At 71.9% G+C, this 24,551-nt stretch carries 23 protein-coding genes and 7 pseudogenes; 18 read left to right on the top strand and 12 right to left on the bottom strand.

The genetic code is table 11. From position 1 onward, the window contains the following. Positions 1-56: 56 nt before the first annotated feature. On the bottom strand, positions 57-866 hold the full coding sequence (locus tag WKH84_RS15010) for a substrate-binding domain-containing protein (RefSeq protein WP_341856915.1): 810 nt from the start codon (positions 864-866) through the stop codon (positions 57-59). A gap of 551 nt (positions 867-1,417) precedes the next feature. Between WKH84_RS15010 and WKH84_RS15005 the strand changes: the two genes are divergently transcribed. The 6 genes and pseudogenes from WKH84_RS15005 to WKH84_RS14980 all read left to right on the top strand — a co-directional run bounded on the left by WKH84_RS15005 (position 1,418) and on the right by WKH84_RS14980 (position 7,642). After that, the gene (locus WKH84_RS15005) at positions 1,418-2,746 is read left to right on the top strand and encodes an extracellular solute-binding protein (RefSeq protein ID WP_341854229.1); all 1,329 of its coding nucleotides are present in this window, start codon (positions 1,418-1,420) and stop codon (positions 2,744-2,746) included. Positions 2,747-2,748: 2 nt separating this feature from the next. Beyond that, positions 2,749-3,723, top strand: a complete 975-nt coding sequence (locus WKH84_RS15000) for a sugar ABC transporter permease (RefSeq protein ID WP_341854228.1) — start codon at positions 2,749-2,751, stop codon at positions 3,721-3,723. A 206-nt stretch (positions 3,724-3,929) separates the two neighbouring features. Beyond that, complete coding sequence (locus WKH84_RS14995; RefSeq protein WP_341854227.1) at positions 3,930-4,538, top strand: carbohydrate ABC transporter permease; 609 nt, start codon at positions 3,930-3,932, stop codon at positions 4,536-4,538. 100 nt (positions 4,539-4,638) lie between these two features. Further along, positions 4,639-5,801 (top strand): annotated as a pseudogene (locus tag WKH84_RS14990) (Gfo/Idh/MocA family oxidoreductase). Then, positions 5,798-6,498 (top strand): annotated as a pseudogene (locus WKH84_RS14985) (ThuA domain-containing protein); the annotation flags it as partial. The pseudogenes WKH84_RS14990 and WKH84_RS14985, both read left to right, overlap by 4 nt. A 55-nt stretch (positions 6,499-6,553) precedes the next feature. After that, entirely contained in the window at positions 6,554-7,642 is a 1,089-nt protein-coding gene (locus WKH84_RS14980; protein ID WP_341854226.1) for a Gfo/Idh/MocA family oxidoreductase, read from the top strand. 12 nt (positions 7,643-7,654) lie between these two features. Here WKH84_RS14980 and WKH84_RS14975 read toward each other — a convergent pair whose 3' ends face one another. The 3 genes and pseudogenes from WKH84_RS14975 to WKH84_RS14965 form a co-directional block, all read right to left on the bottom strand. Beyond that, positions 7,655-8,275 carry a maleylpyruvate isomerase N-terminal domain-containing protein gene (locus WKH84_RS14975; RefSeq protein WP_341856914.1) on the bottom strand — a complete coding sequence of 207 codons (621 nt, stop codon included), beginning with the start codon at positions 8,273-8,275 and terminating at the stop codon, positions 7,655-7,657. Positions 8,276-8,376: 101 nt separating this feature from the next. Then, positions 8,377-9,597: a TrkA C-terminal domain-containing protein gene (locus WKH84_RS14970; RefSeq protein WP_341856913.1), complete on the bottom strand. Its 1,221-nt coding sequence runs from the start codon at positions 9,595-9,597 to the stop codon at positions 8,377-8,379. Positions 9,598-9,667: 70 nt separating this feature from the next. Beyond that, a pseudogene (locus WKH84_RS14965) lies at positions 9,668-10,288 on the bottom strand (hypothetical protein); the annotation flags it as partial. On the opposite strand from WKH84_RS14965, the gene WKH84_RS14960 reads away from it, so the two are divergent. Beyond that, positions 10,199-11,203 carry a Gfo/Idh/MocA family oxidoreductase gene (locus tag WKH84_RS14960; RefSeq protein WP_341854225.1) on the top strand — a complete coding sequence of 335 codons (1,005 nt, stop codon included), beginning with the start codon at positions 10,199-10,201 and terminating at the stop codon, positions 11,201-11,203. The pseudogene WKH84_RS14965 and the gene WKH84_RS14960 sit on opposite strands and share 90 nt — an antisense overlap. A gap of 156 nt (positions 11,204-11,359) precedes the next feature. Here the strand turns inward: WKH84_RS14960 and WKH84_RS14955 are convergent, their stop codons facing one another. The 3 genes from WKH84_RS14955 to WKH84_RS14945 form a co-directional block, all read right to left on the bottom strand. Then, entirely contained in the window at positions 11,360-11,671 is a 312-nt protein-coding gene (locus WKH84_RS14955; protein WP_341854224.1) for a hypothetical protein, read from the bottom strand. A 199-nt stretch (positions 11,672-11,870) separates the two neighbouring features. Continuing rightward, complete coding sequence (locus WKH84_RS14950) at positions 11,871-12,863, bottom strand: DUF222 domain-containing protein (RefSeq protein ID WP_341854223.1); 993 nt, start codon at positions 12,861-12,863, stop codon at positions 11,871-11,873. A gap of 43 nt (positions 12,864-12,906) precedes the next feature. After that, positions 12,907-13,053, bottom strand: coding sequence for a hypothetical protein (locus WKH84_RS14945; protein WP_341854222.1), 147 nt, complete (start codon positions 13,051-13,053; stop codon positions 12,907-12,909). A gap of 211 nt (positions 13,054-13,264) precedes the next feature. On the opposite strand from WKH84_RS14945, the gene WKH84_RS14940 reads away from it, so the two are divergent. From WKH84_RS14940 to WKH84_RS14930, 3 genes and pseudogenes are all read left to right on the top strand, one after another. Next, positions 13,265-13,735 (top strand): MarR family transcriptional regulator, encoded by a 471-nt coding sequence (locus WKH84_RS14940; protein ID WP_341854221.1) that lies wholly within the window; start codon positions 13,265-13,267, stop codon positions 13,733-13,735. Positions 13,736-14,017: 282 nt separating this feature from the next. Then, positions 14,018-14,506, top strand: a complete 489-nt coding sequence (locus tag WKH84_RS14935) for an MFS transporter (RefSeq protein ID WP_341854220.1) — start codon at positions 14,018-14,020, stop codon at positions 14,504-14,506. Further along, positions 14,419-14,868: pseudogene (locus tag WKH84_RS14930) on the top strand (MFS transporter); the annotation flags it as partial. The gene WKH84_RS14935 and the pseudogene WKH84_RS14930, both read left to right, overlap by 88 nt. 1,060 nt (positions 14,869-15,928) lie before the next feature. Here WKH84_RS14930 and WKH84_RS14925 read toward each other — a convergent pair. Continuing rightward, the gene (locus WKH84_RS14925) at positions 15,929-16,117 is read right to left on the bottom strand and encodes a hypothetical protein (protein ID WP_341854219.1); all 189 of its coding nucleotides are present in this window, start codon (positions 16,115-16,117) and stop codon (positions 15,929-15,931) included. Positions 16,118-16,147: 30 nt separating this feature from the next. Here WKH84_RS14925 and WKH84_RS14920 point away from each other — a divergent pair, with 30 nt between their 5' ends. The 4 genes and pseudogenes from WKH84_RS14920 (at position 16,148) to WKH84_RS14905 (ending at position 19,559) form a co-directional block, all read left to right on the top strand. Further along, positions 16,148-16,825, top strand: a complete 678-nt coding sequence (locus WKH84_RS14920) for a hypothetical protein (RefSeq protein WP_341854218.1) — start codon at positions 16,148-16,150, stop codon at positions 16,823-16,825. Positions 16,826-16,898: 73 nt separating this feature from the next. Beyond that, entirely contained in the window at positions 16,899-18,596 is a 1,698-nt protein-coding gene (locus WKH84_RS14915; protein WP_341854217.1) for a zinc-binding dehydrogenase, read from the top strand. Then, a pseudogene (locus WKH84_RS14910) lies at positions 18,593-18,772 on the top strand (PfkB family carbohydrate kinase); the annotation flags it as partial. The gene WKH84_RS14915 and the pseudogene WKH84_RS14910, both read left to right, overlap by 4 nt. 94 nt (positions 18,773-18,866) lie before the next feature. Beyond that, entirely contained in the window at positions 18,867-19,559 is a 693-nt protein-coding gene (locus WKH84_RS14905; RefSeq protein ID WP_341854216.1) for a sugar kinase, read from the top strand. 42 nt (positions 19,560-19,601) lie between these two features. Here WKH84_RS14905 and WKH84_RS14900 read toward each other — a convergent pair whose 3' ends face one another. Further along, entirely contained in the window at positions 19,602-20,264 is a 663-nt protein-coding gene (locus WKH84_RS14900) for a GntR family transcriptional regulator (protein ID WP_341854215.1), read from the bottom strand. After that, positions 20,254-21,171, bottom strand: coding sequence for an NAD(P)-dependent oxidoreductase (locus WKH84_RS14895; protein WP_341854214.1), 918 nt, complete (start codon positions 21,169-21,171; stop codon positions 20,254-20,256). The genes WKH84_RS14900 and WKH84_RS14895 overlap by 11 nt, the downstream gene beginning before the upstream one ends. 104 nt (positions 21,172-21,275) lie before the next feature. On the opposite strand from WKH84_RS14895, the pseudogene WKH84_RS14890 reads away from it, so the two are divergent. The 4 genes and pseudogenes from WKH84_RS14890 to WKH84_RS14875 all read left to right on the top strand — a co-directional run. Further along, a pseudogene (locus WKH84_RS14890) lies at positions 21,276-21,413 on the top strand (hypothetical protein); the annotation flags it as partial. A 103-nt stretch (positions 21,414-21,516) separates the two neighbouring features. After that, the gene (locus WKH84_RS14885) at positions 21,517-22,065 is read left to right on the top strand and encodes an SDR family NAD(P)-dependent oxidoreductase (RefSeq protein WP_341854213.1); all 549 of its coding nucleotides are present in this window, start codon (positions 21,517-21,519) and stop codon (positions 22,063-22,065) included. A gap of 60 nt (positions 22,066-22,125) precedes the next feature. Beyond that, positions 22,126-22,593, top strand: a pseudogene (locus tag WKH84_RS14880) (SLC13 family permease); the annotation flags it as partial. Between the two features lie 28 nt (positions 22,594-22,621). Continuing rightward, positions 22,622-23,539 (top strand): GntP family permease, encoded by a 918-nt coding sequence (locus WKH84_RS14875; RefSeq protein WP_341854212.1) that lies wholly within the window; start codon positions 22,622-22,624, stop codon positions 23,537-23,539. A gap of 78 nt (positions 23,540-23,617) precedes the next feature. On the opposite strand, the gene WKH84_RS14870 is transcribed toward WKH84_RS14875, so the two are convergent. Together WKH84_RS14870 and WKH84_RS14865 are read right to left on the bottom strand one after the other, a co-directional pair. Continuing rightward, entirely contained in the window at positions 23,618-23,785 is a 168-nt protein-coding gene (locus WKH84_RS14870) for a hypothetical protein (protein WP_341854211.1), read from the bottom strand. Positions 23,786-23,840: 55 nt separating this feature from the next. After that, positions 23,841-24,281, bottom strand: a complete 441-nt coding sequence (locus tag WKH84_RS14865) for a hypothetical protein (protein WP_341854210.1) — start codon at positions 24,279-24,281, stop codon at positions 23,841-23,843. Between the last annotated feature and the right edge of the window lie 270 nt (positions 24,282-24,551).

Below are 24,551 nucleotides of genomic sequence, written 5' to 3'. Positions count from 1 at the left end.
CGCCGGTGTTCGATGCGCCGGGGAGCTGGATCGAGAAGGAGCGCTGAGCCCGCGCCTCAGCCCTGCTCGGCCCGGCCGGGATCCGGCGGCCCCGCCGTCGTCCCCCGCACCACCAGACGCGTCCGCGGCTCGAAGGGGTGGGCGAAGCGCCGCGGGTCGTCCAGCGGCGCGAGCGACCGTTCGACCGCGACCTGCCCCATCTCGAACAGCGGCTGGCTGACGGCGGTGAGCTGAGGCTGGGTCCAGCGCGTGATCATCGTGTCGTCGAAGCCGATGACGCTGAGCCGCGCGGGGATCTGGAGGCCGCGGGCGCGGGCGGCGCGCATCGCGCCGTGGGCGAGGTTGTCGGAGGCCGCGAAGAGCGCCGTCGGCGGGTCGGGCAGGGCGAGCATCCGCGCCGCGCCCTCCTCGCCGAGCTCCGCGCTGAAATCGCCGCCGTGGATCAGCCGCACGTCGACCTCGATGCCCGCCGCGGCGATCGCGCTGCGGTAGCCCTCGGCGCGCTGGCGCCCCGGGACGGAGCCGGCGGGGCCGTTGAGCAGTCCGATCCGTCGATGCCCGAGGTCGAGCAGGTGCTGGACGGCGCCGCGGCCGCCCTCCCAGTTCGTGGCGGAGACGGCGAGAAGCCCGTCGACCTCGGCCTCGCGCAGGATCGGGTCGATCACGATCAGCGGCAGATTCAGGCTCCGGCTCCAGCGCACGTGGCGGGAGTCGATCGGGGCGGTGAGGGCGACGACGCCCTCGACCCCGTCGCCGGCGACCTGCGCCATCCAGGCCCGGGAGATCCCCTGCTTCTCGGAGCTGATCACGAGCAGGTCCGCGCCGGCACCTCGCGCCGCGGACTCCGCCCCGGCCAGAATCCCCATCACGTAGGGACTGTCGGCGACCTCGAGATGGAGGGCGATCCGACGTCGGCCCCGCGCACGGCGCAGGCGCGGCCGCATAGCCGAGGGATTGCGCGGCCTCGGCCACCCGTTCGGCGGTGGAGGCGCTGACCGTGCCGCGGCCGTTCATCGCCTTGGACGCCGTCGCGAGGGACACCCCGGCCGCCTCTGCAACCTGCGCGAGCGTGACCTGCCCGCGCGACCTCCGTGTGCTCTCCATGGCGCGCATGCTACCCCCCGCGAACGAAACTTTCTGCCGCCGACGCCACGCCCGCCCGTCGACCCCGGCGGCCGACGACCATCACCGCCCCAAGCGGTCAGGGCGACGCGCCATGGCACACCCCGTCGCCCGCAGATCTCCGCGGACATCCGTATACCACCAGGTCGCAAAGCATCTCTGCCGACCCAGGTCTCGATCCGGCCACCCTGTTGACCCACACCATCCCGATTGGTAAATTGCGCTTACTTACCGGCGGCGCCCCCATGGCCCCCGCCGAGCACGACCCCGTCAACGTCGACACCAGGAGCAGGTCATGCGAAACATTTCACTCACCCGTCGGGGCATGCTCGGCGCCACCGCCGGGCTCTCCGTCCTCACCCTCGGCGCCTGCGGCACCTCCGGACCCGGCGGCACCGGCGGAGGCGGAGGCGGCGACAGCGCCTCCTACTGGGCCCTGTCCGGCGAGCCCAACGAGACGATCTACGGCGACGCCGTGGACGCCTTCAACGAGAGTGATGCAGGTCAGGTCGAGGTCACGTTCTTCCAGAACGATGCCTACAAGCAGAAGATCCGCACCGCGATCGGCGCGGGTGAGGCGCCGACGATCATCTACGGCTGGGGCGGCGGCGGTCTGCGCACGTACGCCGAGGAGTCGCAGGTCCTGGACGTCACCGCCTGGCTGGACGAGGAGGCGGACTACAAGAACCGATTCGTCGAGTCCGTCTGGGACGCCGCGACGGTGGACGACAAGATCTACGCCCTCCCCCAGGGCGCCACTCAGCCCATCATCCTGTTCCACAACAAGAAGGTGCTCGGCGACATCGGCGCCGAGGCGCCGGAGACCTGGGAGGACCTCCTGGGCGTGGTCGAGAAGGCGAAGTCCGCCGGCATCGCGCCGATCTCGCTCGCCGGGCAGTCGAGGTGGACCTCGATGATGTGGCTCGAGTACCTCCTGGACCGCGTCGGCGGCCCCGAGGTCTTCGCGAAGATCGCCGCCGGCGACAAGGAGGCGTGGCTCGACGACGCCGTCCTCGCGATGGGCGAGAAGGTCCACGAGTCGCTCGAGATCAAGGCCTTCGCCGACGGCTTCGAGTCCATGGCCGCCGACTCCAACACGGACCAGGCCCTGCTCTGGACCGACCAGGCCGCCCTCATGCTCCACGGCGGCTGGACCTTCGGCGACATGAAGGCCAGCGGCGGGGAGTTCGTACCGAGCGGCAATCTGGGCTTCGGCCCGTTCCCCACGATCGAGGGCGGTGCCGGCGAGCTGAAGAACCTGGTCGGCAACCCCTGCAACTACCTCTCGCTCTCCTCGGCGGCGGACGACACGTCCGTCGAGGTGGCCAAGGCGTTCCTCAAGGACGGGGCGATGTCCGACCAGGTCGCCACCGACCTCATCGCCTCCGGCTCGGTCCCCGTGATCGTCGGCCAGGACGAGGCCCTCGCCGCGAGCGAGGACGCCGAGTACCTCCAGTGGGTCTACTCCTCGATCCAGGAGGCCCCCGCCTTCACGCAGTCCTGGGACCAGGCCCTTCAGCCCACTGACGCCGAGACTCTGCTGGTGAACACCGAGCGGCTCTTCCTCGGCGCGATCACCGCCGAGCAGTTCGCCGAGAACATGAGCACCGGCAAGGGGGCCTGAGCATGACGGCCCTGTCCAGGGAGTCCGCCCTCCCCGCCACCGGGGCGGGGGTCCAGCGCGCGGAGTCGGCGCGCTCGACCCCGTCGGTCCGTCGTCCTCGCGAGGACCGGGTGAAGATCTCCCACCTCCTCTTCGTCCTGCCGGCACTGCTGTTCTTCGCGGTGTTCGCGCTGCGCCCGCTGGTGGGGGTCGTGGCGCTCTCCTTCACCACCTGGAACGGGATCGGCGCCATCGAGTTCACCGGACTGACCAGCTGGATCGAAGCGCTCGGGAGGTCCAGCACCTGGAACGGCCTCGGGCTGGTCCTGCTCATGATCGTCGCGACCTGGTCGCTGCAGACCCCGATGAGCATCCTGCTCGGAGCCTTCCTGGCGGGCCCGCAGCGGTACCGCAACGTGCTCGCGATCCTGTACTTCCTGCCGCTGCTGCTCTCCTCCGCGGCGATCGCGATCACCTTCAAGTCGCTGCTGGACCCCAACTTCGGCCTCGCCAACGGCCTGGACATGCCGCTGCTCAAGCAGAACTGGCTGGGCGACTCCGTGCTGGTCTGGGTGGTGCCGCTGTTCATCATCGCGTGGCAGTTCATCCCCTTCCACACCCTCATCTACCAGGGCGCGGTGCGGCAGATCCCCCGCTCGATGTACGAGGCGGCGGAGATCGACGGGGCGGGCCGCGTGCGACAGTTCTTCTCGATCACCCTGCCCCAGCTGAAGTACACCCTCATCACCTCCTCGACCCTGATGGTGGTGGGTGCCCTGACCTACTTCGACATCATCTTCGTGCTCACCCAGGGCGGCCCGGGCGCCGCCACCCGGATCCTCCCGCTGGACATGTACCTCACCGGCTTCCGCGGCAACGAGATGGGCGTCGCGAGCGCTCTCGCCGTGATGCTCGTGGTGCTCGGGCTGGGTCTCGCCCTCGGCGTGCGGCGTCTCGGCGGCAAGGACTCCGCCGCCAGCCAGATGGAAGGAGCCTGACATGAAGCGCAACTGGATAGGTGGGGCCTTCGGCTGGCTGTGGCTCGCCTTCGTCTTGCTCCCGATCTACTTCGTGCTGATCACCAGCCTCAAGTCGATCTCGACCTACTTCGGCTCCAACCCGGTGCTCGCCCTCGCTGCCGCTGGCGTTCGAGAACGTCACCGCGGTCCTCGAGGCAGACTTCACCCAGTACCTGCTCAACAGCGTGCTGGTCGCCGTGGGCACCGTGATCCCCCTGGTCCTGATGGCCTTCATGGCCAGCTACTCCCTCGTGCGCGGGACCCGCCGGGTGTTCAGCCCGATGCGGAGTCTGTTCCTGCTGGGACTGGCGATCCCCGTGCAGGCCACCATCGTGCCGATCTACCTGATGATCATCTCGATGCGGATGTACGACTCCCTGGCCGCGCTGATGATCCCGGCGATCGCCTTCGGCCTGCCGCTGAGCATCCTGATCATCTCGAACTCCCTGCGGGATGTGCCCAAGGAGCTCTTCGAGGCGATGGACGTCGACGGCTCCACCGAGTGGCAGAAGATGTGGCGCCTCGCCTTCCCGATCGTGCGCCCGGCGCTCGTGACGGTCGCGGTGTACCAGGCGCTGATGTCCTGGAACGGCTTCCTGTTCCCGCTGATCCTCACTCAGAGCCCGGACAAGCGCACCCTGCCGCTGGCACTGTGGAGCTTCCAGGGCGAGTACGCCACCAACGTCCCGGTCGTGATGGCCGCCGTGGTGCTGTCCTCGATCCCGATCGTGATCCTGTACGCCTTCGGCCGCCGCTACCTGGTCAGCGGCATGACCGCCGGCTCCGGGAAGTGACCCCCGACCCCGCTCGCGAACTGCAAGGAGACGTCCCCTCGTGACCTCGACGCCTGCCCGCTCGACCCCCCTGAACGTCGGCCTGATCGGCTACGGCTTCATGGGCGCCGCCCACTCCCACGCCTGGCGCACCGCGCACCGCTTCTTCGACCTGCCGGCCACCCCGGTCGCGCACACCATCGCGGGCCGCACCGCCTCCGCGGTCGCCGATGCCGCCGAGCAGTACGGCTTCGCCCGGCACACCACGCGCTGGCAGGACCTGATCGAGGACCCCGAGATCCATGTCATCGACATCTGCACCCCGGGCGACACGCACCACGAGATCGCGCTCGCGGCGCTCGCGGCGGGCAAGCACGTGCTGTGCGAGAAGCCGCTGGCGAACTCGGTCGCGGAGTCCGAGGAGATGGCGGTCGCGGCGGCCGACGCCGCGGCCCGAGGGATCCGCTCGATCTGCGGCTTCTCCTACCGCCGCACCCCGGCGCTCGCCTACGCGCGCCAGCTGGTGGCCGATGGGTTCGTCGGCGAGATCCGGCAGGTGCGCGCCCAGTATCTGCAGGACTGGCTCTCGGACGCCGACGCCCCGATGACCTGGCGGCTCGACAAGGACAAGGCCGGCTCCGGGGCGCTCGGGGACATCGGCGCGCACGTCATCGACCTGACCCAGTGGATCACCGGCACCCAGATCGAGCAGGTCTCCGGCACCCTCGCCACCGTCGTCCCCACCCGTCCCGCGGCCGGAACCGCGCAGGGCCTCGGCGGGAAGGGCGATGCCTCCGGCGAGCGCGGCCAGGTCACGGTCGACGACGTCGCCCTGTTCTCCGCCCGCTTCGCCGGCGGCGTGCTCGGCACCTTCGAGGCGACCCGCATGGCGCAGGGCCGCAAGAACGCGATGCGCGTGGAGATCAACGGCGCGAACGGCTCGGTCGCCTTCGACTTCGAGCGGATGAACGAGCTGGAGATCTACGACGCCACCGCCCCGGCGGGCCGCCAGGGCTTCACCCGCGTGCTCACCACCGAGCCGGAGCACCCCTACGCCGCGGCCTGGTGGCCCACCGGCCACGGCCTCGGCTACGAGCACACCTTCACCCACGAGATCGCCGACCTGGTCCGCGCGATCGGCGAGGGCACCGACCCCTCGCCCTCCTTCGCCGAGGCGCGCACGTCCAGCGCGTCCTCGCCGCCGTCGAGGCGAGCGACGCCGACGGCTCGCGCTGGACCGCCGTCGGCCCCCAGCACCCCACCACCGAGGAGACCACCGCATGAGCACCGCCCCCACCCGAGTCGCCCTCGTCGTCCGCGGCGGCTGGGACGGCCACCAGCCCGTCGAGGCCACCGACCTGTTCATCCCCTTCCTCGAGGAGAACGGGTTCAGCGTCCGCATCGAGGAGTCGCCGGCGATCTACGCCGATGCCGAGTACATGGCCACGGTCGACCTGATCGTCCAGTGCAACACCATGAGCACCATCGAGCGGCCCCAGTTCGAGGGCCGCGCGCGGCGATCGAGGCCGGCACCGGCATGGCCGGCTGGCACGGCGGGATCGCCGACAGCTACCGCAGCGAGTCCGACTACCTCACCCTCATCGGCGGCCAGTTCGGTCGCCATCCCGGCAAGCACCCCGACGAGCGCACAGGCGAGCAGGCCGACAACTACGTCCCCTACACCGTGAACCTGCTCCCGGAGGCGGCGGACCACCCGATCACCGCCGGGATCAGCGACTTCGACCTGGTCACCGAGCAGTACTGGGTGCTGGCCGACGACTACTGCGACGTCCTCGCCACCACCACCCAGAAGGTGCGCGACTGGGACCCGTGGCACCGGGAGATCACCTCCCCGGCGCTGTGGACGCGACTGTGGGGCAAGGGGCGGATCTTCGTGACCACGCCCGGGCACCGCGTCGAAGTGCTCGAGGACCCGAACGTCCGCACGCTCGTCGAGCGGGGCCTGCTCTGGGCCGCGCGCGGCGCGACATGCCCTACGGCGACCACGGCAGGACCCGAGCGAAGGAGGCGACCCGATGAAGGTCGGCATGATCGGTCGCGGGGTCATCTCGCGCCAGTACCTGGAGAGCTTCGACCGCCTGCCCGACGTGCGGCTCGTCGCCGTCGCGGACCTCGACCGCTCCCGCGCGGAGGCCGCGGCCGAGGGGCGCGAGGGGGTGCGGGTGCTCACCGTCGACGAGCTGATCGCCGACGCCGAGGTGGACACCGTCCTGAACCTCACCATCCCCGCCGCGCACGCCGAGGTGGACCTGCGCGCGATCGCCGCGGGCAAGAACGTCTACTCGGAGAAGCCCTTCGCGGTCACCACCGAGGAGGGCGCCCGCGTGCTCGCCGCGGCCGCTGCGGCGGGTGTGCTCACCGGCTCCGCCCCGGACACCGTGCTCGGCACCGGCACGCAGACCGCCCGCGCGGTGATCGACGACGGCGTGATCGGCACGCCGATCGCGGCGACCGCCACGATGGTCACGCCGGGCCATGAGCGCTGGCATCCGCGACCGGACTTCTACTACGTCCCCGGCGGCGGCCCGCCGCTGGACATGGGCCCGTACTACATCCACGCCCTGGTCACGCTGCTGGGCCCGGTCGAGGCCGTGATCGGTGCGGCGAGCCGGTCGCGCACCGAGCGCACGATCGGCTCCGGGCCCCGCGAGGGCGAGACCATCCCCGTCACCACGGACACGCATGTCACCGGGGTGCTGGTGCACGAGTCGGGGGTGCTGTCCACGCTCGTGATGAGTTTCGACGCGGTGGCGACCGCCGCCCACCCGATCGAGATCCACGGCACGGCCGGGTCCCTCGCCGTCCCGGATCCGAACCGCTTCGACGGGGACGTGCGCCTGCACCCGCTCGGCGGCGAGGGCTGGGAGACCCTGCCCGTGACCGGCGGGTTCGAGCAGGCCGGTCGCGGGATCGGGTCGCAGGACATGGCCGTGCGCGGCGCGGACCTGCGGGCCTCCGGCGAGCTCGGCCAGCACGTGCTCGAGGTGATGAACGGGGTGCTCGAGGCCGCTCACGGCGGGGCGCGCGTAGAGATCGCGAGCACCGTCGAGCGTCCGGCGGCGGTGCCGCTGACCGCGGCCGACGGCGCGGTGGTCGCCGGCTGACGACGGGGCCGCTCACCCGAAGGACAGCGGCGATCTCCCCGCGCGGGCCGAGCTCGCAGAGCTCGGCCCGCCGCGCATCGGTGAGCGTCTCGCGCCCAGTCGCCAGGCGCGCGCGTCGGCGTCGGCCCATCCCGCAGGCAGGCGCGCCCGCAGTCGGCGCTCGACCATGTCGCGGGCCTCAGCTAGGCCCTCGACGGGCGGAGGGGCGGGGGCGTCCTCGGGGTCGAGGTGGGCGACGAGGTCGAGATGATGCGACGTCCACTCGAGCACGTAGGCGTGCAGAAAGTCCCGCACGGTCAGGCTCATGCCCTGGATGGCGACGGGCAGGTCCGGCTCGGCGAGCGGCGCGGCGCGCTCGGCGGCGCCGCCGAGGTCCTCGAGGTGGCCCTTCAGCAGGTCCGGGTCCTCGTACGCGGCGGCGAGGCGCACGGTGAGGGCGTCGTGCGGGTCGGTGCGGTCGGGCGGGGTGGGAGTCGGGGTCCAGTAGCTCAGCGCGTCCGCCGTCGGGGCGTCCTCGGCGGGGGTCGCCAGCGTGATCAGCACGTCCTGCGCGTCGATCACGAGATGAGAGGCGAGGTCGCGCACCAGCCAGCCACGGCATCCCGAGGGAAGATCGAAGGCGCCCGCCGGCAGGTCGCCGACCGCGCGACGCGCGCGCGGACCAGGTCGTGGTGAACAGCTCCATGGGCGAACGCTATGTCACACGTTCCAGATCACCGGGACCAGCAGGATCTTCACCACCATCGAGAAGGCGAAGAGGGTGGCGTAGGCGGTCTCGATCCGTTCGTCGGCCTTCCGGGAGTTCGCGGCGTCCAGCACCGCGGGCTGTCCGAGGAAGCCGGCCACCGCGCCGGCGGCGCGGGCGGCGGAGAGGTCCAGCACCCAGCGGGCGGCCAGCAGCGGCACCACGCGCTGACGCCCGCGACGACCACGGAGAGCGCCGCGGCGCGCCAGGCCGTCGGGGAGGCGAGGACGGAGGCGACCTCGGGCCCGGCGGTGAGGCCGAGCGCGGCGAGGAACAGCAGCGACCCGAGCTGGCGCACGGTCGTGTTCGCGCCGGCGGGCAGGGACCAGACGATCGGGCCGGTGCGGCGCGCCGCGCCGAGCGCCATGCCGACGATCAGCGGGCCGGCCGCCGGGCCGAGGGCGAAGGCGCCCCCGCCGGGGAGCGGCACGGTGATCATGCCGAGCGCGACGCCGAGCATGAGCCCGAGGCCGAGGGAGAGCACGTCGAGCTCGCTGGCCTTGCGGTCCGAGTCGCCGAGGAAGCGGTGCACGGCGTCGAGCTCGCCGCGGTCCACGACCACGGCGATGCGGTCCCCCGGCTCGAGGATCAGGTCGTCGCGAGCGAGCGGCTCGAGGTCGCCGCGCCGCACCCGGGTGACCACGGCGCCGAAGCGGACGGGCAGGTTCAGCTCGGCGATGGAGCGGGAGGCGAGGTCCGGGTTCGAGACGGTCATGCGCGTGAACTCGACCAGGGAGCGGTCGTGGGCGATGTGCCGGTCCGAGCGCTCGCCGAGCTCGGCGACGACCTCCTCGACCACCTCGGGCATCCCGACGGCGACCACCTCGTCCCCGGCCAGCAGGTCCTCGCCGGGCACGATCACGCGCACCTTCCCGTCGCGGCGCAGGTAGGAGAAGCGGACCCGCTGCTCGTACCACTGCGGCACGTCGCGCAGGTTCACGTCGCGGTGGACGCGCACGGTGGTGGAGGTGAGGCTGGTCCCGGCGAGCGCGGGGGTGTCGCGCCTACCCGGCCAGGCGCGGCCCACGACCACGGAGACCATCGCGATCCCGACGATCACGCCGATCGGGTAGCCGAAGGAGTAGCCGACGGACGGGCCCGTCGTGCCGGTCAGGCGCGAGGCGGCGTCGAGCGCGGGCGCGGCGGTGAGCGCGCCGGTGAACAGGCCCAGCCCCAGGTCCTTCTCGATCCCGAGCACGCCGCCGAGCAGGATCGTCGCGATCGCGGCGACGACGGTGGCGACGGTCGCGGCCCCGAGCAGCCGGCGGCTGCTTGTTCAGGGTGGCGAAGAAGGTGGCGCCGGCGGAGATGCCGACGGTGTAGACGAACAGCGCGAGCCCGAGGGTCTGCACGATCTGCATGCCGTCGCCGAGCCGCGGGGCGAGCGCGGACAGTGCCAGGCCCGTGAACAGGGCGCCCGCGGCGCCGAAGCGCATCCGGCCGAACGGGATCGCGCCGAGCACGGCACCGGTCGCGACGACCAGGAACAGCGTGAGCAGGGGGCTGTTCGCGAGGGCGTCGATCACGGGGGTCCTTCCCGGGCCCGCCCTCGAGCGGGACGGGCGCGCTCGTGCACGGGCACCGCAGTGTGGGTTCAGGTCCACGATAGGCCCGTCGGCCGTGACGGACGAGCCGGGGTTGTCCGAGGTCACGCCGGAAGGAGGGCCGACGGAGGTCGCGGCCCGCGGGGCGGCGTCGCCTCGCGCGCCTGGCAACCCCCGGCACTCCGCGCCATCGCACCTCGTGATGCACGACACTGATGGCGACCACGACCGGGGCCCAGCCCGCACTCTCGACCGAAAGGACTGTCGATGGCCGTCTCCGAAGGCGCGAACTACGCCCCCGCCGCGATGCCGAAGCCGGTGGTCGAGCCCGGCGAGTTCGTGTTCGCCGCGATGCATCTCGACCACGGCCACATCGGCGGCATGACCCAGGGCCTGCTCGGCGCGGGCGGCACGCTGAAGTGGGTGTTCGATCCGCGGCCCGAGCGTGCCGCCGCGTTCAAGGAGCAGTTCCCCGAGGTCACCATCGCCTCGAGCGAGGAGGAGGTGCTCGCCGATCCGGAGGTGCATCTGGTCGCCGCGGCGGCCGTCCCCGTGGACCGGGCCCCGCTCGGCATCCGCGTGATGGAGGCCGGCAAGGACTACTTCACGGACAAGACCCCGCTGATCTCCCTCGAGCGACTCGCCGAGGCGAAGGCGGCCGTCGCGCGGACCGGGAAGAAGTACATGGTCTACTACTCCGAGCGCATCCACGTGGAGGCCGCGGTGCTCGCCACCCAGCTCATCCAGAAGGGTGCGATCGGCAAGGTCCTGCAGGTCACCGGCATGGGCCCGCACCGCTTGGGCGATCCCTCGACCCGTCCCGACTGGTTCTTCGAGCGGGCCCGCTACGGCGGCATCCTCACCGACATCGGCTCGCACAACTTCGAGCAGATGCTCACCTTCACCGGCTCCGAGGACGCGGAGATCCTCTCCTCCTCGATCGGCAACTTCGGCCACCCCGAGCATCCCGAGCTCGACGACTTCGGCGACGCGCACGTCGCGCTCTCCTCCGGGGCGACGGGCTTCGTCCGCGTGGACTGGTTCACCCCGTCGGGCCTGCGCACCTGGGGCGACGGGCGCACCTTCGTGGTCGGCACCGAGGGCTACCTCGAGTCGCGCAAGTACGTCGACGTCACCACCGACAACGGCCCCAACCAGGTCATCCTGGTGGACTCCGAGGGCGAGCACCGCCTCGAGGCCGACGGGAACGTCGGCTACCCCTTCTTCGGCGAGCTGGTGCTCGACGTCGTCACCGCACCGAGAACGCGATGACCCAGGAGCACGCCTTCAAGGCCGTCGAGCTGGCGCTCAAGGCCCAGGAGGCGGCGAAGGAGCTCACGGGCCGTTGAGCCCGACGTCTCGTCGAGTCCGACACGAGGGGCCTGATGCGCACACGCGCGTCAGGCCCCTCCGTCATGCTCGGGGTGCTCACGCCGCCCTGACCAGCACGCTCTCGCACAGCGCCTGCACGCAGTCGGCGAGGCGGAAGCCCTCCCCGCCCGTGGTGGCGGCGATCCGTTCGGGGTCTTGGCCGTCTGGCGTGCCGGGAGCTCTGCCAGCCGTCGTGGAGTGATCCTCGCCGACCGGACCGTCACCCTCGGCCTCGTCAGCCGCCGCCGCTCCGGCTCCTCCCTCGGTGCAGGGTGCCGTGTCGTCCGTCGGCACATCCGGGCGGAGGATCAGCCGCTCGAGCATCGCGGGCCATCGTGCCTGGACCGGGCGGCCGGCCTCGTCGAGCACCTGGAAGCGCGGCGTCCAGGCCGACGGGGCCGCCGTTGCGCCCGTCGACGCGGCCGCCGATGAGACTGCTGACGGAGCGAGCTCCCGGGACGCCGCCGGCTGAGCCCTGCTGCCCGAGGACGCGGACCGGCTATGGACCAGCCGCGACCCGCCCTCGTGGACCATCACGTGGTGGCGCCGACACAGCAGCGCGAGCTCGTCAAGATCCGTCGGTCCCCCTTCTGACCAGGGCGTGAGGTGGTGGGCGTCCAGGTGCTTGCTCTGGTGGCGCTCCGGGGAACACGCAGGTCCCGTCGCGGAGCCGCAGGGCGCGACGCTGGGCCCGGGAGGCGAGGCGCCGGGCGCGTCCGAGGTGGAGGATCTCCCCGTGGACGTCGGAGATGGCGAGCGAGACCTTCCCGGTGCAGGCGAGTCGCTCGGCGGTGCGGTGCTCGAGGGGCCCGCCGCCGACGACGCCGCGACGCGGAAGCGTTCCCGCGGGAACGTCCTCGACGAGCGACTCGGCGCTGACCTGCACGACCACGAGGTGGCGGTCCTCGCCGGAGCGGTCGTCGGGCTCGGCGGCGAGGTAGGTGCGGGCGATGTCGTGGAGGGCGTCGGCCCGACGCTGTTCGAGAGTCGCCTCGGCGGTGATCTCGGCGCAGCGCTCGGTAATCGCGACCGGTTCTGTGCTCGAGGGCAGAGCCGTGCTCGTGGGCGGACTCGTGCCGTCGCGGCCCAGCGCGAGATCCAGGGCAGTGAGCGGCTCGGCACCGGTCTCCGCGGGCGACACTGCGCGGATCTCGACCATGCCGTCCTCCCGCACGTGCCAGCGCGCCTCACGACGCGACTCCTGGTCGAGCCGGGAACCGTCGACCGCCCGGAAGGAGGAGATGGTGCGGGAGAGCTGGGCGGCGGTCATCGCGCGGGCCATCTCGACCAGGACCTCCTCCTCGACGCGGCCCACGACGCGGGTGATCTCGCGGACCTTGGAATAGGAGAGCCGGCCGGCACCGAACTCGGCGACGGTGAGCGGCGGCTCCGGCAGGGCGCGGGCGACGCGGAGGTGCTCCCTCGCAGTGCCTGCGGCCATCGAGCAGGCCCAGCCGAGCCAGTGCGCGGTCGATTTCAGGCCCTCGTAGAACCGCACCCCCTCGCGGGCGTCGAACTCCGCGAGCATCAACAGGAACTCACACGTGGCCTGGGCGATCACCGCGGCCTGGTGCTGGATTCGCAGGCCGAGCCGCTCGGCGTCCTCACGGTCGAGCCGCGCCGGCGGGGCGGCGAGAGCCGAGTGCGGGCGGGGCGGCGTCGAGCCCGTGTGTGGGCAGGTCGGCGTCAGGGCCGGACGCCGACGGGTCGGGCTCGGGGCCGGGTGCGGGTGGTGGGGCGATGAGCGTCATGACGTCCTCCGACCGAGTGACAGGAGTGCGGCTCCCCAGTCCAGTCGACGCGGACCCGGATTGCACCGTCACCTGCGCAGAAGTGGATCGATGACCGTTGTGGAGGAACGGTCGCACCGGCAGGTGAGACGACGCGGGATCCCGAGGCGGCGGCGGGCGACGCACTCGCACCCCTTGCAATAGTTAGCAATGCGAACTACTATCGGTCGCCGTGACCAGAACACCGCCGCCCCACCAGGACCCGTCGGCCGCCGACCCCGCGCTCGAGGAGCTCCCGCGGCACCTCGCGCTCGTGTGCGCCCAGTTCGCCCGGCTCGCCGCGCGGCGCTCGGACGTCGGCGTCGGCACGGTGTCCTGGCGGGTGGTGGCGACGATCGAGCGTCTCGGGCCGCCGCGCCTGAGCGAGATCGCCGAGCGCGAGCGGGTCTCCCGCCCGACGGCCACCACTGTGATCAAGCGGCTCGAGGAGGAGGGGCTGGTGCGCCGCGAGGCGGACCCGACCGACTCCCGCTCCTCGCTGGTCAGCACCACCGAGGCCGGCTCCGCGCGCCTGGCCGCCTGGCGCGGGCGACTCGCCACCGGCGTCGGCTCCCTCCTCGAGCCCCTGGCGACCGAGGATCTCGCGACCCTCGCCCGCGCCTCCGAGATCCTCGCGGACCTCCTCGAGTCCCACGACCGCTGACCCGTCGGCGACGCCCCTCGGGCGGACCGGCCGCGTCACCGACCATCCCTCCTCTCCCCCGGAAGAAGCACCGCATGACCTCGACGGACACTGATCCCTCGACATCCCCCTCCACGGGCGCAAGCTCCTCCGCGCCCACCCTGCGCGACGCCTTCCACCAGCCGCGCGCGGTGTGGGCGATCGCCTTCGCCGCGACCGTGTCCTTCATGGGCATCGGCCTGGTGGACCCGATCCTCCCCGCGATCAGCGAGCGGCTGGACGCCTCCCCCTCGCAGGCGATGCTTGCTGTTCACCAGCTATCTCTTCATCACCGCGATCGCGATGTTCTTCACCAGCTGGTTCGCTTCCGCCGTCGGTGTGAAGCGCACGCTGATGATCGGCCTCGTGCTCGTGGTGCTCTTCGCTGCGCTCGCCTCCGGCGCCGGGTCCGTCAACGAGATCATCGGCCTGCGGGCGGGCTGGGGCCTCGGCAACGCCCTGTTCATCTCGACCGCGCTCGCCGCGATCGTCGGCGCGACCGCGGGCCCGAGCGGCGGCGCGATCATCCTCTACGAGACCGCGCTCGGGATCGGCATGGCGCTCGGGCCGCTCCTCGGCGGCCTGCTCGGCTCCGTCTCCTGGCGCGCCCCCTTCGCCGGCACCGCGGTGCTGATGGGCATCGGCGCGCTTGCGATCGCGGTGCGCTGCGGCGCGAGGCGAAGCCCGCGCACGTCTCGCCGCTCGCGGCCCTGCGGGCACTGGGGAACCCGGCGCCGCGCACCCTGGCGCTGACCGCGATCTTCTACAACTTCGGCTTCTTCACACTGCTGGCCTACTCCCCCTTCCCGCTCGAGGCCGCCGCGGCCGCGCACGGCATGGAGTTCGGCGCGATGGGCATCGGCGGGGTGTTCTTCGGCTGGGGCCTCGCGCTCGCGATCACCTCGGTGTTCGCCGCGCCCGTGCTGACGCGCCGCCTGGGCCTGATCCCGACGCCGCTGACCACGCTCGGCCTGCTCACCGTGCTGATGGCGGTGCTCGCCCTGGTGCACACCTCGATGGCCGCGATGATCGTGCTGATCGTGATCGGCGGGTCGCTGCTGGGCATCATGAACACGGCGCTGACCGAGACGGTCATGGAGGCCACCGACCTGCCGCGCGGCGTGGCGAGCTCGGCGTACTCGGGCGTGCGCTTCCTGGGCGGCGCGATCGCGCCGGCCGTGGCGGGCCCCTCTCGCGGCGGCGACCACCGCCGGCGCCCCCTACCTGCTCGCGGCGCTCGCCCTCGCGCTCAGCATGGCCATGCTGACGATCGGCCGACGGCACCTCGCCGCGGTCGGCCAGGAGCACCATCTGAGCGCCGCCGAGGAGGCCGAGGCGATCACCGCCGGCGACGAGGTCTGACAGCCGGCGGCCCGGCCGGCGAGCGGGTCGGCCGACGGTCGGGGCCCCGGGATGCGAGGAGACGTCCCGGGGCCCGCTCGTCGGGCCGTCGGCCGCGGAGATTCCCGTCGGACGCCCGCCTTGCTAAGCTGTTGCGTGTTCCGAAACATGCGTTCTGCTATGCAAAACGCACGACGGGGTGCGATGCTCGAGCAGCGACCCGCGCCGCCCTCGGGACATCGCATCGCGGCGTCCCCGCGATCTCGCATCGACCAGGAGGTCCCGTGTCCGACGTCGCCCCCGCACCCCGGCTCGACCGCTCCCGCCTCGGCGGCCTGCCGCGACTCGGGGCCTCCGCCCCGCTGGACCCGGCGCGTGCCGGCATCATCCATCTGGGCCTCGGCGCCTTCCATCGCGCGCACGCCGCCGTGCACACCGCCCGCGCCCTCGCCGCGGAGGAGGGCGACTGGGGCATCATCGGCTTCGCGAACCGCTCGCGCTCGGTGATCGAGCCGATGGCCAGGCAGGACGGGATCTACTCCGTCCTCGAGATGTCCGACGCGGGCACCCGCGCGGACCTGGTGGACGTGCACCGCGGGTTCGGCGTGATGACCGAGGAGCCGGACCGGGTGGTGCGCGAGATCGCGGACCCGCGGCGCCGCCTGCTGACCCTCACCGTCTCCGAGGGCGGCTACTACGTCTCCCCGCGCACCGGCCGGCTGGACGCGGACGACCCTGCCCTGCGCGCCGACCTCGAGGGCGCCGGCACGCCGCGCACCGTGATCGGCCTGCTCGCCCGGGGCCTCGCCGCCCGCGCAGAGGGCGGGGAGCCGTTCACCGTGCGCCCTGCGACAACGTCTCCGCCGCCGGTCGCACCGCGCGGCGGATGGTGGAGGAGTTCCTCGAGCTCTCGAGCGCCCCCGAGGACGTCTTGCGCTTCGTGCGGGAGCAGGTCTCCTTCCCCGACGCGATGGTGGACCGGATCGTCCCGGCCACCACCGCGGCGACGAGCGACGAGGTCACCGCGCGCTGGGCGTGCGGGACGAGGCCCCGGTGCGCGCCGAGCGGTTCTCGATGTGGGTGGTCGAGGACGACTTCGCCGCGGGACGCCCCGCCTGGGAGCGCGGCGGCGCGATCCTCACGCCCGACGCCTCCGAGGTCGAGCGCTACGAGCAGGTGAAGCTCCGCCTGCTCAACGGCCCCCACTCCCTGATCGCGTATCTCGGGGCGCTCGACGGCCGGGTCATCATCCCCGAGGCCTTCGACCAGGACTGGATCGCGGAGGCGACGATGCGCCTGATCCGCGAGGAGATGCCGCCCACGATCGACCTGCCCGCGGGCTTCGACCCCGACGCCTATCTCGAGGACCTCGCGCACCGCTGGCACAACCACGACCTCGGCCACCGCACCCGCCAGGTCGGCTCCGACGGGTCGATGCGGTCGCCGCGGCGGATCCCCGTCCCGGCCCTGCACCATCTCGAGGCCGGCCGCACGCCCGCGCCGCTCGCCCTCACTGTCGCCGCCTGGTTCGCCTGCGTCGTCCCGCCGCGCGGGTTCGACCCGGGCGAGCAGGCGCGCGCGATGACCGACCCCGCGCAGGCCCGTCTGCAGGAGGTCGCCGCCCGGGCGACCTCCCCGTCGGAGCATGCGAGGATCCTGCTCGAGAGCGGTCGCCTCACCGAGGAGCTCGCTGCCCGCGAGGAGTTCGCCGACCTGGTCGGTGCGCGCTGACCACCCTCGTCACCTCGGGTCCGCGCGCCGCGGCCGCCGAGGCCCTGGACGCATCCCTGAAGGAGAACCGCTGATGAAGGCCCTGTTCATCCATGCCGCCGAGGACGCCCGCCTCGAGGACGTCCCGACCGTCGAGCCCGAGGAGGGGCAGGTGCGGCTGAAGGTCGCCTACGTCGGCATCTGCGGCTCCGACCTGCACTACTACTACAACGGCGCGAACGGCGCCTTTGTCATCACGGAGCCGCTGATCCCGGGCCACGAGCTCTCGGCCGTGGTGGACCTGGACCCCAGCGGCGAGCTCGCCCCGGGCACCCCCGTCACCGTGCACCCCGCCCGCTACGGCACCAGCGCCCCCGGCATCGAGGACCGCCCCCACCTGTGGCCGGGCGGCGACTACCTGGGCGGCGCCTCGGTGAGCCCGCACCGCCAGGGCGCCGCCGCCGAATACCTCGTGATCGACCGCGCGAACCTGCGCGTCTTCGCCGGAGTCGCGCCGCTGGAGCGGGGTGCGCTGGCCGAGCCGCTGGCCGTCTCCCTGCACGCGGTCACGATCGCCGGCGACGTGGCGGGCAAGGACTGCCTCGTGCTGGGCGCGGGGCCGATCGGCCTTCTCGCCGTCGCCTCGCTGCTGCACCGCGGCGCCGCCTCTGTGCACGTCACCGACGTGCGCCCGGAGCCGCTCGAGCGCGCCGCCGCCCTCGGAGCGGAGCGCACGATCCTGGTCACCGAGGAGACGCCCGAGGCGAACTCCTACGACGTGGTCCTCGAGTGCTCGGCCGCGCCGGTCTCGCTGTCCTCCGCGGTCCAGGCCGTGCGGCCCGCGGGGATCATCGTGCAGGTCGCGATCCTTCCCGACAAGGACATCCCGGTGAACCTCGCCGCGCTCGTGTCCAAGGAGGTCCAGCCGCGCGGCACCCAGCGCTTCGACGTCGAGATCGACGAGGCGATCGAGCCGCTCGCGGGCGATGCGCGCTTCGACGCCGTGGTCTCCCAGACGGTCCCGCTCGAGAAGGCGGAGGAGGCGTTCGCCACCGCGCGGGACGCCTCCCGCTCCGCCAAGGTGCTTGCTGGCCCTTTGAGCCCGTCCGCCGCCCGCCCGACCTCCCAGGAGACCCGCATGACCGACACCGCCCGTCCCCCGCTCCCCGAGCGCACCGCCGCCGCCCGTCTGATCGTCGTGATCCGGGGACGTGAGGCGGACCAGTACGCCCCTGTGCTCGAGACCCTCGCAGGCGCCGGCATCCGCTCCGTCGAGCTGACGCTGTCCACGCCCGGCACGCTCGAGGCGCCGCCGGAGCCGCTCGAGCGCTTCGGGGACCGGATGGACATCGGGATCGGCACCGTCACGGACCCGTCGGACCTGGCCACGGCCGTGCGGCAGGGCGCGCACTACATCGTCACCCCGATCACCCGTGCGGACCTGCTCGAGGCGGCCGCCGAGGCCGGCATCGCGATCGTGCCCGGCGGGCTGACCCCGTCCGAGCCGCACGCGGGCTGGGCCGCGGGGGCGGCGGCGGTGAAGGTGTTCCCCGCCTCGGTCGTGGGGCCCGGCTACGTGAAGGACCTGCGCGGCCCCTTTCCGGGGATCCGCGTGGTGCCCTCGGGCGGCGTGGACCTCGAGGCCGCGCAGGCCTGGTCGCGCGCCGGGGCCGACGCGGTCTCCGTCGGCGGACCGCTGCTGGGCGATGCGCTCTCCGGCGGGAGCCTCGAGGCGCTCGCGGAGCGGGCGGCGCAGTTCGTCGCCGTGACCACGCGAGAGGCCGGGGCATGAGCGCACGCGCCCGTGTGGTGACCGTCGGCGAGACCATGGCGCCGCTGCGCAGCGGCATGATCGGCTCGCTCGCGCACCTCCCGTCGGTCGACATCTCCCTGGGCGGCGCCGAGTCGAACCTCGCCATCGGACTGCAGCGACTGGGGGTGCAGGCCGCCTGGATCAGCCGGGTCGGCGCCGATCCGCTGGGCACGCGGGTGGTGCGGGAGATCCGGGGCGAGGGCGTCGAGGTGCGGCCGCGCCGTGGATCCCGAGCGGCCGACGGGGCTGATGCTGAAGTCCCGCCCGACGGGCACGACCACGCGCGTGGACTACTACCGCGCCGGCTCCGCGGCCTCCGCCCTCTCCCCCGCGGATCTTCCCGACGGGCTGATCGAGGAGGCGGAGATCCTGCACGTCAGCGGCATCACCCCGCTGCTGTCCCCCTCCGCACGGGAGGCCGTGCGCGTCGCCGTGGAGCGCGCGGTCGCGGCGGGCACCACGGTGAGCCTCGACGTGAACCACCGCTCCCGCCTGGGCTCCGCCGAGCATCTCGCCGAGCTTCTCGAGGACGTGCTCGAGCACGTGGACGTCCTCTTCGGCGGCACCGAGGAGCTCGCGCCGCTGGCCCCGCAGATCGACGGCAACGATGCCCGCGCGCTCCTGACCGCGCTCGCCCGGCCCGGCCGCGAGGTGGTCGCGAAGCTCGGCCCCGACGGCGCGGCCGCGCTCGTGGACGCTCAGCTGCACGAGGCGGCCGGGCATCGCGTGGACGTGGTCGACACGGTCGGGGCCGGGGACGCCTTCGTCGCCGGCTATCTCAGCGCGCGGCTGGACGGGCGGGACGTGGCGGCCCGGCTCGAGCGCGCGAACGCCTGCGGGGCGCTGGCCTGCACCGCTCCCGGGGACTGGGAAGGCGCGCCCGACGGCGCGGCGCTGGAGGCGTTCCTGCACGGCGGGGAGGCGGATCCGGTCTCGCGGTGAGCGGGGCGGCGCGAGGACTCCACGCCGGATCCTGTGCGCCGGTCAGCGCTCGAGGGAGTGTCTCGACCTCGCCTCGACTCCTCGGATGTGCTCCTCCACAGCGCGCCGGGCGCTCTCCGGGTCGCCGGTGGCGAGCGCGCGCCGCACCGCGTCGTGTTCGGCGAGGGACACCTGGACGTCATCGACACCCTCGGGGCCGAAGAGACGGAAGCGCCGCACGTGGACGGGCAGCGAATCCAGCGCGGAGCGGAGGAACCTGTTCTCGCACGCCTGCCCGATGAGGGTGTGGAACTCGGCGCTCAGCTCCAGGTACTCGCGATAGTGCTCGTAGGCCGGCCCGACCTCCACTCGGCGCGAGCGCTCCAGGTTCTCCCGAAGGGCGTCGTCGAGCCCCTCTGCGCCTGCGGCCTGGGCGGCGATCTCCGATTCGAGGAGCGACCGCGCATGCATGAGCTCGACGACCTCCTTGTCGGAGAGGAGGGGCGCGACCGCGTAGCCGCGCATCGGCGCCCGGACCACCAGCTGAGATCCGGCCAGTCGACCGAGGGATTCCCTGATCGGGGTCTGGCTCACGCCGAGGCGTGCCGCCAGGGCCTGGACGCGAAGCGGCGCCCCGGGGGCGAGGGACCCGTCCATGATCATCTCCAGGAGTCGATCGTGGACGGCGTCGGTCAGCGGGACTCGCGCGACTGTCTCATCCACCATGATTCTCCTCGTCTTCGGCGACAGCTGATGCTCTGCTGCGCCGGCCTGCGCCTCGGCGAAAATGCTCGAGCACGACGCTGTGGTCCTGCTCCCCTTCTCCGGACTGCACGATCTCGTCGAAGACTCCCTGCGACATGCGCGTCAGCGGAGCGTGTGCCTCGAGCCGCTCAGCGGCATCGGAGGCGTAGACGAGATCCTTGAGCTGATTGGCGGCGCTCCCGCCCAGGCTGTAGTCGCCGTTGAGCGCCTTCTCCTTCTTCAGGGAGAGCACTGCGCTGGAGGCGAGTCCTCCCTCGAACACCTCCACGAGCGACCTCGGGTCCACCTCTGCCCGCTCCGCCAGGGCGATGGCCTCGCCGATCGCGCTGAGCGTTCCGGCCACGACGACCTGGTTCGCGAGCTTCACCAGCGACCCGGTGCCCGGACCCCCGAAGCGGACGACCGTGCGGCCGAGCGCTCGCAGAACGGGTTCGAGCTCGACGAAGTCCCGCTCCTCGGCACCGACCATGAGGCTGAGGTTCGCCTCCCGCGCCCCGCGATCCCCACCGGACATCGGTGCGTCGGCCACGCGGATGCCCCACGGCGCGAGGTCGAAGGCGAGCTCCTCCACCTGCGCAGGCGACGTCGTCGACATGACCACCAGGAGCGGGCGGACTCGACTCCATGCCTCCAGGACCTCCTCGGTGAGGTTCCCGCGCAGATGGGGCACATCGGGGAGGACCGACAGGATCACGGCCGCGTCGATCCCGGCCAGTTGGTCGCGGACCTCGGCGCCCTCGTCCGCGAACGGCAGAGCGATCTCGCGAGTCCTGTTCCACACCTGGAGCGGGATCCCTGCGCGCAGCAGGTTCCGAGCGATCGGTGCGCCCATCGGACCGAGCCCGAGGACCGCTGTCGTGCCGTCCATGACATTCACACCTCTTCATCGATCGATGCGGGCCACTCCCGTACCAATTATATATTGTGTACTATCGGGACCGGCTAGACGTCCCACTGCAAGGAGGCGACCCGATGGCGCTGACGCCCTACCCGGCATCTGATTTCCCCACCACCCCCACGGCGATCGTCACCGGGGCCGCGTCCCCGCGCGGCATCGGCCGCGCGACCGCACATCGACTCGCAAAGGACGGCTGGGCCGTCGCGGTGATCGATCTCGACCAGGCGGCCAGCGAGGGCGTCGCGGCGGAGGTCGCCGAGCAAAGACGGCGTTCCCACCCTCGGCCTCGGGGTCGACATCAGCGACGAGAAGGCGGTGGGCGAGGCCGTCTCCCGCATCGAGGCCGAGCTCCCGCAGATCGTCGGCCTCGTGAACAACGCGGGAGTCTCCTCGCCCGTCCCGTTCCTCGAGGTCACCTCGGAGGAGTGGAAGCGGGTCATCGACATCAACGTCAACGGCACCTTCTACGTGACCCGCGCCGTCGCTCCGATCATGGTGGAGCATTCCCTCGGTCGTATCGTGAACATCGCGAGCGCCTCTGCGCAGCGAGGCGGCGGGGTGTACGGCCGTGCGGCGTACTCCGGGTCCAAGGCGGCACTCATGGGGATCGCCAAGACCCTCGCGCGGGAGCTCGGCCCCTACGGGATCACGGCCAACACCGTCTCCCCCGGCTCGATCGACACCGACATCATGGGCGGCCGACTGACCGACGAGCGCAAGGAGTTCCTCCTGAAGGAGCTCCCTGTGGGACGAGTCGGCACCGTCGACGACGTCGCCGGCGTCATCAACTTCCTCCTCGGTCGCGAGGGCGGCTATCTCACCGGCGTGACCTACGACGTCAACGGCGGCTCCCACATCGCCTGACCGACCTCCCCATCCCACCTGGGCAGGCGCTTCTGTCCTGCCCGACAGAAAGGAACCACGATGGAGTGGATAGAAGAGACCGGCTGGGAGAGCTGGCTCGGCACCGGCGGCCTCATCGGCGTCGCAGTCGTCGCCGTCCTCCTGCTTCTGCTGATGGTGATGCGCTTCAAGGTGCATGCCTTCCTGGCGCTCATCATCGTCAGCCTCCTGACCGCGCTCGCGACCGGCATACCCGTCGGCAACGTCGTGGACACGCTCGTCTCCGGCTTCGGGAGCACACTCGGGAACGTCGCGCTCCTCGTGGCGATCGGAGCGATGCTCGGTGCGCTCGTGGAGACCTCAGGGGGAGCACGGGCCCTCGCCGAGAAGATGATCGACGTCTTCGGCGAGCACCGCGCTCCCTTCGCCCTCGGTGTCGCCTCGCTGTTCATCGGCTTCCCCATCTTCATGGATGCCGGTTTCGTGCTGATGATCCCGATCGTCTACGCCGTCGCGCGGCGGCTCGGGATGAACCTGATCGCCGTCGGACTTCCGGTCGCGGCGCGCGCTGTCCACCATGCACGTGTTCCTGCCGCCGCACCCGGGCCCTGTCGCCGCGACGGAGTTCGTCGAGGCGAACCTCGGGTACGTGCTTGCTGCTCGGCCTCCTGGTCGTGTTCCCGATCTGGTGGGTCTCCGGCCATCTCTGGGGCAAGGTCGCCGCCAGGCGCTTCTTCGTGGACGTCCCGGATGCAGTGTTCGGCGAGCTGACCGGCGAGGAGGAGGAGATCGAGAATCCCCCGGGACCGGGGACCGTGGTGTTCCTCCTGCTTTGCTCCCGCTCTTCCTGATCCTCCTCAACACCGGCCTGGACGCCCTGGGCACCGCCGGCGTGGTGGATGCCGAGGCCGGCTGGGTCGAGGCTCTGCGCATGCTCGGCCAGACCCCGGTGGCCCTGCTGATCGCGGTCATCGCCACGACGGCCCTGCTCGGCTTCCGCCGCGGAAAGAGCGGCACGGCGATCGAGCGGACGCTGGACAACGCGCTCGGCCCGGTCTGCTCGGTCATCCTCATCACCGGCGCGGGAGGCATGTTCGGCGGCGTGCTGCGAGCCACCGGGATCGGTGACGCGATCGCCGACTCGCTCTCGGCGCTCGGCATTCCGCTGATCCTCGCGGCCTACATCATCGCCGCGGCGATCCGCGTCGCCCAGGGATCGGCCACGGTCGCCCTGACCACAGCTGCAGCGCTGGTCGCGCCCGGAGTGCTCGCGAGCGATCTGAGTCAGCCGCAGGTGGCGTGCATCGTGCTCGCCCTGGCCGCCGGCTCCGTGCTGGCGGGACACGTCAACGATTCAGGGTTCTGGCTGGTCTCCAGGCTCCTTCGGATGGACGTGAAGACGACCCTCCGCACCTGGACCGTGCAGCAGACCATCGAGTCCCTCACCGGGTTCGTGCTGGTCCTGGTCATCTACGGGATCGTCTCCCTCGTCTGACCTGCTGCGCACAGGAAGAGGCGCCGCCGCGGAATCTGCGGAGGCGCCTCTCTCTGCACCGTCGCCTACACGGCGAGATCAGCCCTGCGCGTCGACCCGCGCGAATCGCGGATGCTCGAGGACCTTGGGGTTCACGAGGTTCCTGGGCCTCCGTCCGGCGAGCACGTCGGCGACGCCCTCCAGGGTGCGTCGCTTGAGCTCGGCATAGGACTGCTCCGTGTACCAGGCGGCATGGGGCGTGAGCACGACGTTGTCGAGCGCGGCGTTGGGGTGCGTCGCCGGCGGCGGCTCCTGGGGGAGGTCAGAGTAGAAGTAGCACTCGGTACGACGAGGCATGGGCGGGCGCGGAGAAGACGGAGAAGCGCGCTTCGGCCGCCGCCCCGCCAGAGCTCGCCCTCCTCCTCGGTGGTGGGGAGGATATCCTGCTCGAGGAAGTCGCGGCACTGCGACTCCTCCGGTCGAGCGTTCCCGGGCTGGAGATGAGGTAGTCAAGGAACATCAGGTGCGGTGTGCACGAGTAGTACGGCGCGACCTCGTCGTGCGAGAGGTTCGCGTAGATGGACTCGTTGTTCTCGCCGCCCTCGAGGATCCCGGACTGGATCGCCGTGCAGACCTCGCCCTGTCGCATCGGCGCGCCCGAACCGCCCATGAGTCGCAGCATCGCGATGTTCGTGTCCGTGGAGGAAATGCGTCCTCGATCAGTAGACGACGTCCGGAACCGACAGCTAGTTGATGCGGTCATTGGGGATGCAACGGCTTCGCACCGGCCCGACGCAGTTGTCAGCGTGGCTCCACTGCTTTGCGTTCCACTCTTCGAAACGCTAGCTTCATCATGCGTGACACGCATGGACAGCGCGGGACCCCGTCGGCAACGACTCTCGAGGATCCAGCTCTCGACGTCGAGGCGCCGGGGGCGACCCCGGAGAGAATGGACCCCATGACGACGACGCCCTCCCCCGGCCCCTCCCCCGTCGGCGGCTGTCGACAAGGCGCTGTCCCTGCTCGAGGTCCT

Origin of the sequence: Brachybacterium sp. GPGPB12 (genome assembly GCF_038396325.1) — a bacterium.
In the GTDB taxonomy this organism is placed as follows: Bacteria; Actinomycetota; Actinomycetes; order Actinomycetales; family Dermabacteraceae; genus Brachybacterium; species Brachybacterium conglomeratum.
Note: the sequence above shows the minus strand (reverse complement) of the source record. Positions and strands in the feature narration are given on the sequence as shown.

Coding starts and splice junctions, on each gene's coding strand:
- WKH84_RS15010 (WP_341856915.1), bottom strand. CDS start 866: ATGGGGATTCTGGCCGGGGCGGAGTCCGCGGCGCGAGGTGCCGGCGCG.
- WKH84_RS14945 (WP_341854222.1), bottom strand. CDS start 13,053: ATGACGCTCATCGCCCCACCACCCGCACCCGGCCCCGAGCCCGACCCG.
- WKH84_RS14980 (WP_341854226.1), top strand. CDS start 6,554: ATGAAGGTCGGCATGATCGGTCGCGGGGTCATCTCGCGCCAGTACCTG.
- WKH84_RS14915 (WP_341854217.1), top strand. CDS start 16,899: ATGAAGGCCCTGTTCATCCATGCCGCCGAGGACGCCCGCCTCGAGGAC.
- WKH84_RS14865 (WP_341854210.1), bottom strand. CDS start 24,281: ATGACCGCATCAACTAGCTGTCGGTTCCGGACGTCGTCTACTGATCGA.
- WKH84_RS14875 (WP_341854212.1), top strand. CDS start 22,622: ATGCACGTGTTCCTGCCGCCGCACCCGGGCCCTGTCGCCGCGACGGAG.
- WKH84_RS14960 (WP_341854225.1), top strand. CDS start 10,199: ATGGCCGTCTCCGAAGGCGCGAACTACGCCCCCGCCGCGATGCCGAAG.
- WKH84_RS15000 (WP_341854228.1), top strand. CDS start 2,749: ATGACGGCCCTGTCCAGGGAGTCCGCCCTCCCCGCCACCGGGGCGGGG.
- WKH84_RS15005 (WP_341854229.1), top strand. CDS start 1,418: ATGCGAAACATTTCACTCACCCGTCGGGGCATGCTCGGCGCCACCGCC.
- WKH84_RS14905 (WP_341854216.1), top strand. CDS start 18,867: ATGCTGAAGTCCCGCCCGACGGGCACGACCACGCGCGTGGACTACTAC.
- WKH84_RS14895 (WP_341854214.1), bottom strand. CDS start 21,171: ATGGACGGCACGACAGCGGTCCTCGGGCTCGGTCCGATGGGCGCACCG.
- WKH84_RS14900 (WP_341854215.1), bottom strand. CDS start 20,264: ATGGTGGATGAGACAGTCGCGCGAGTCCCGCTGACCGACGCCGTCCAC.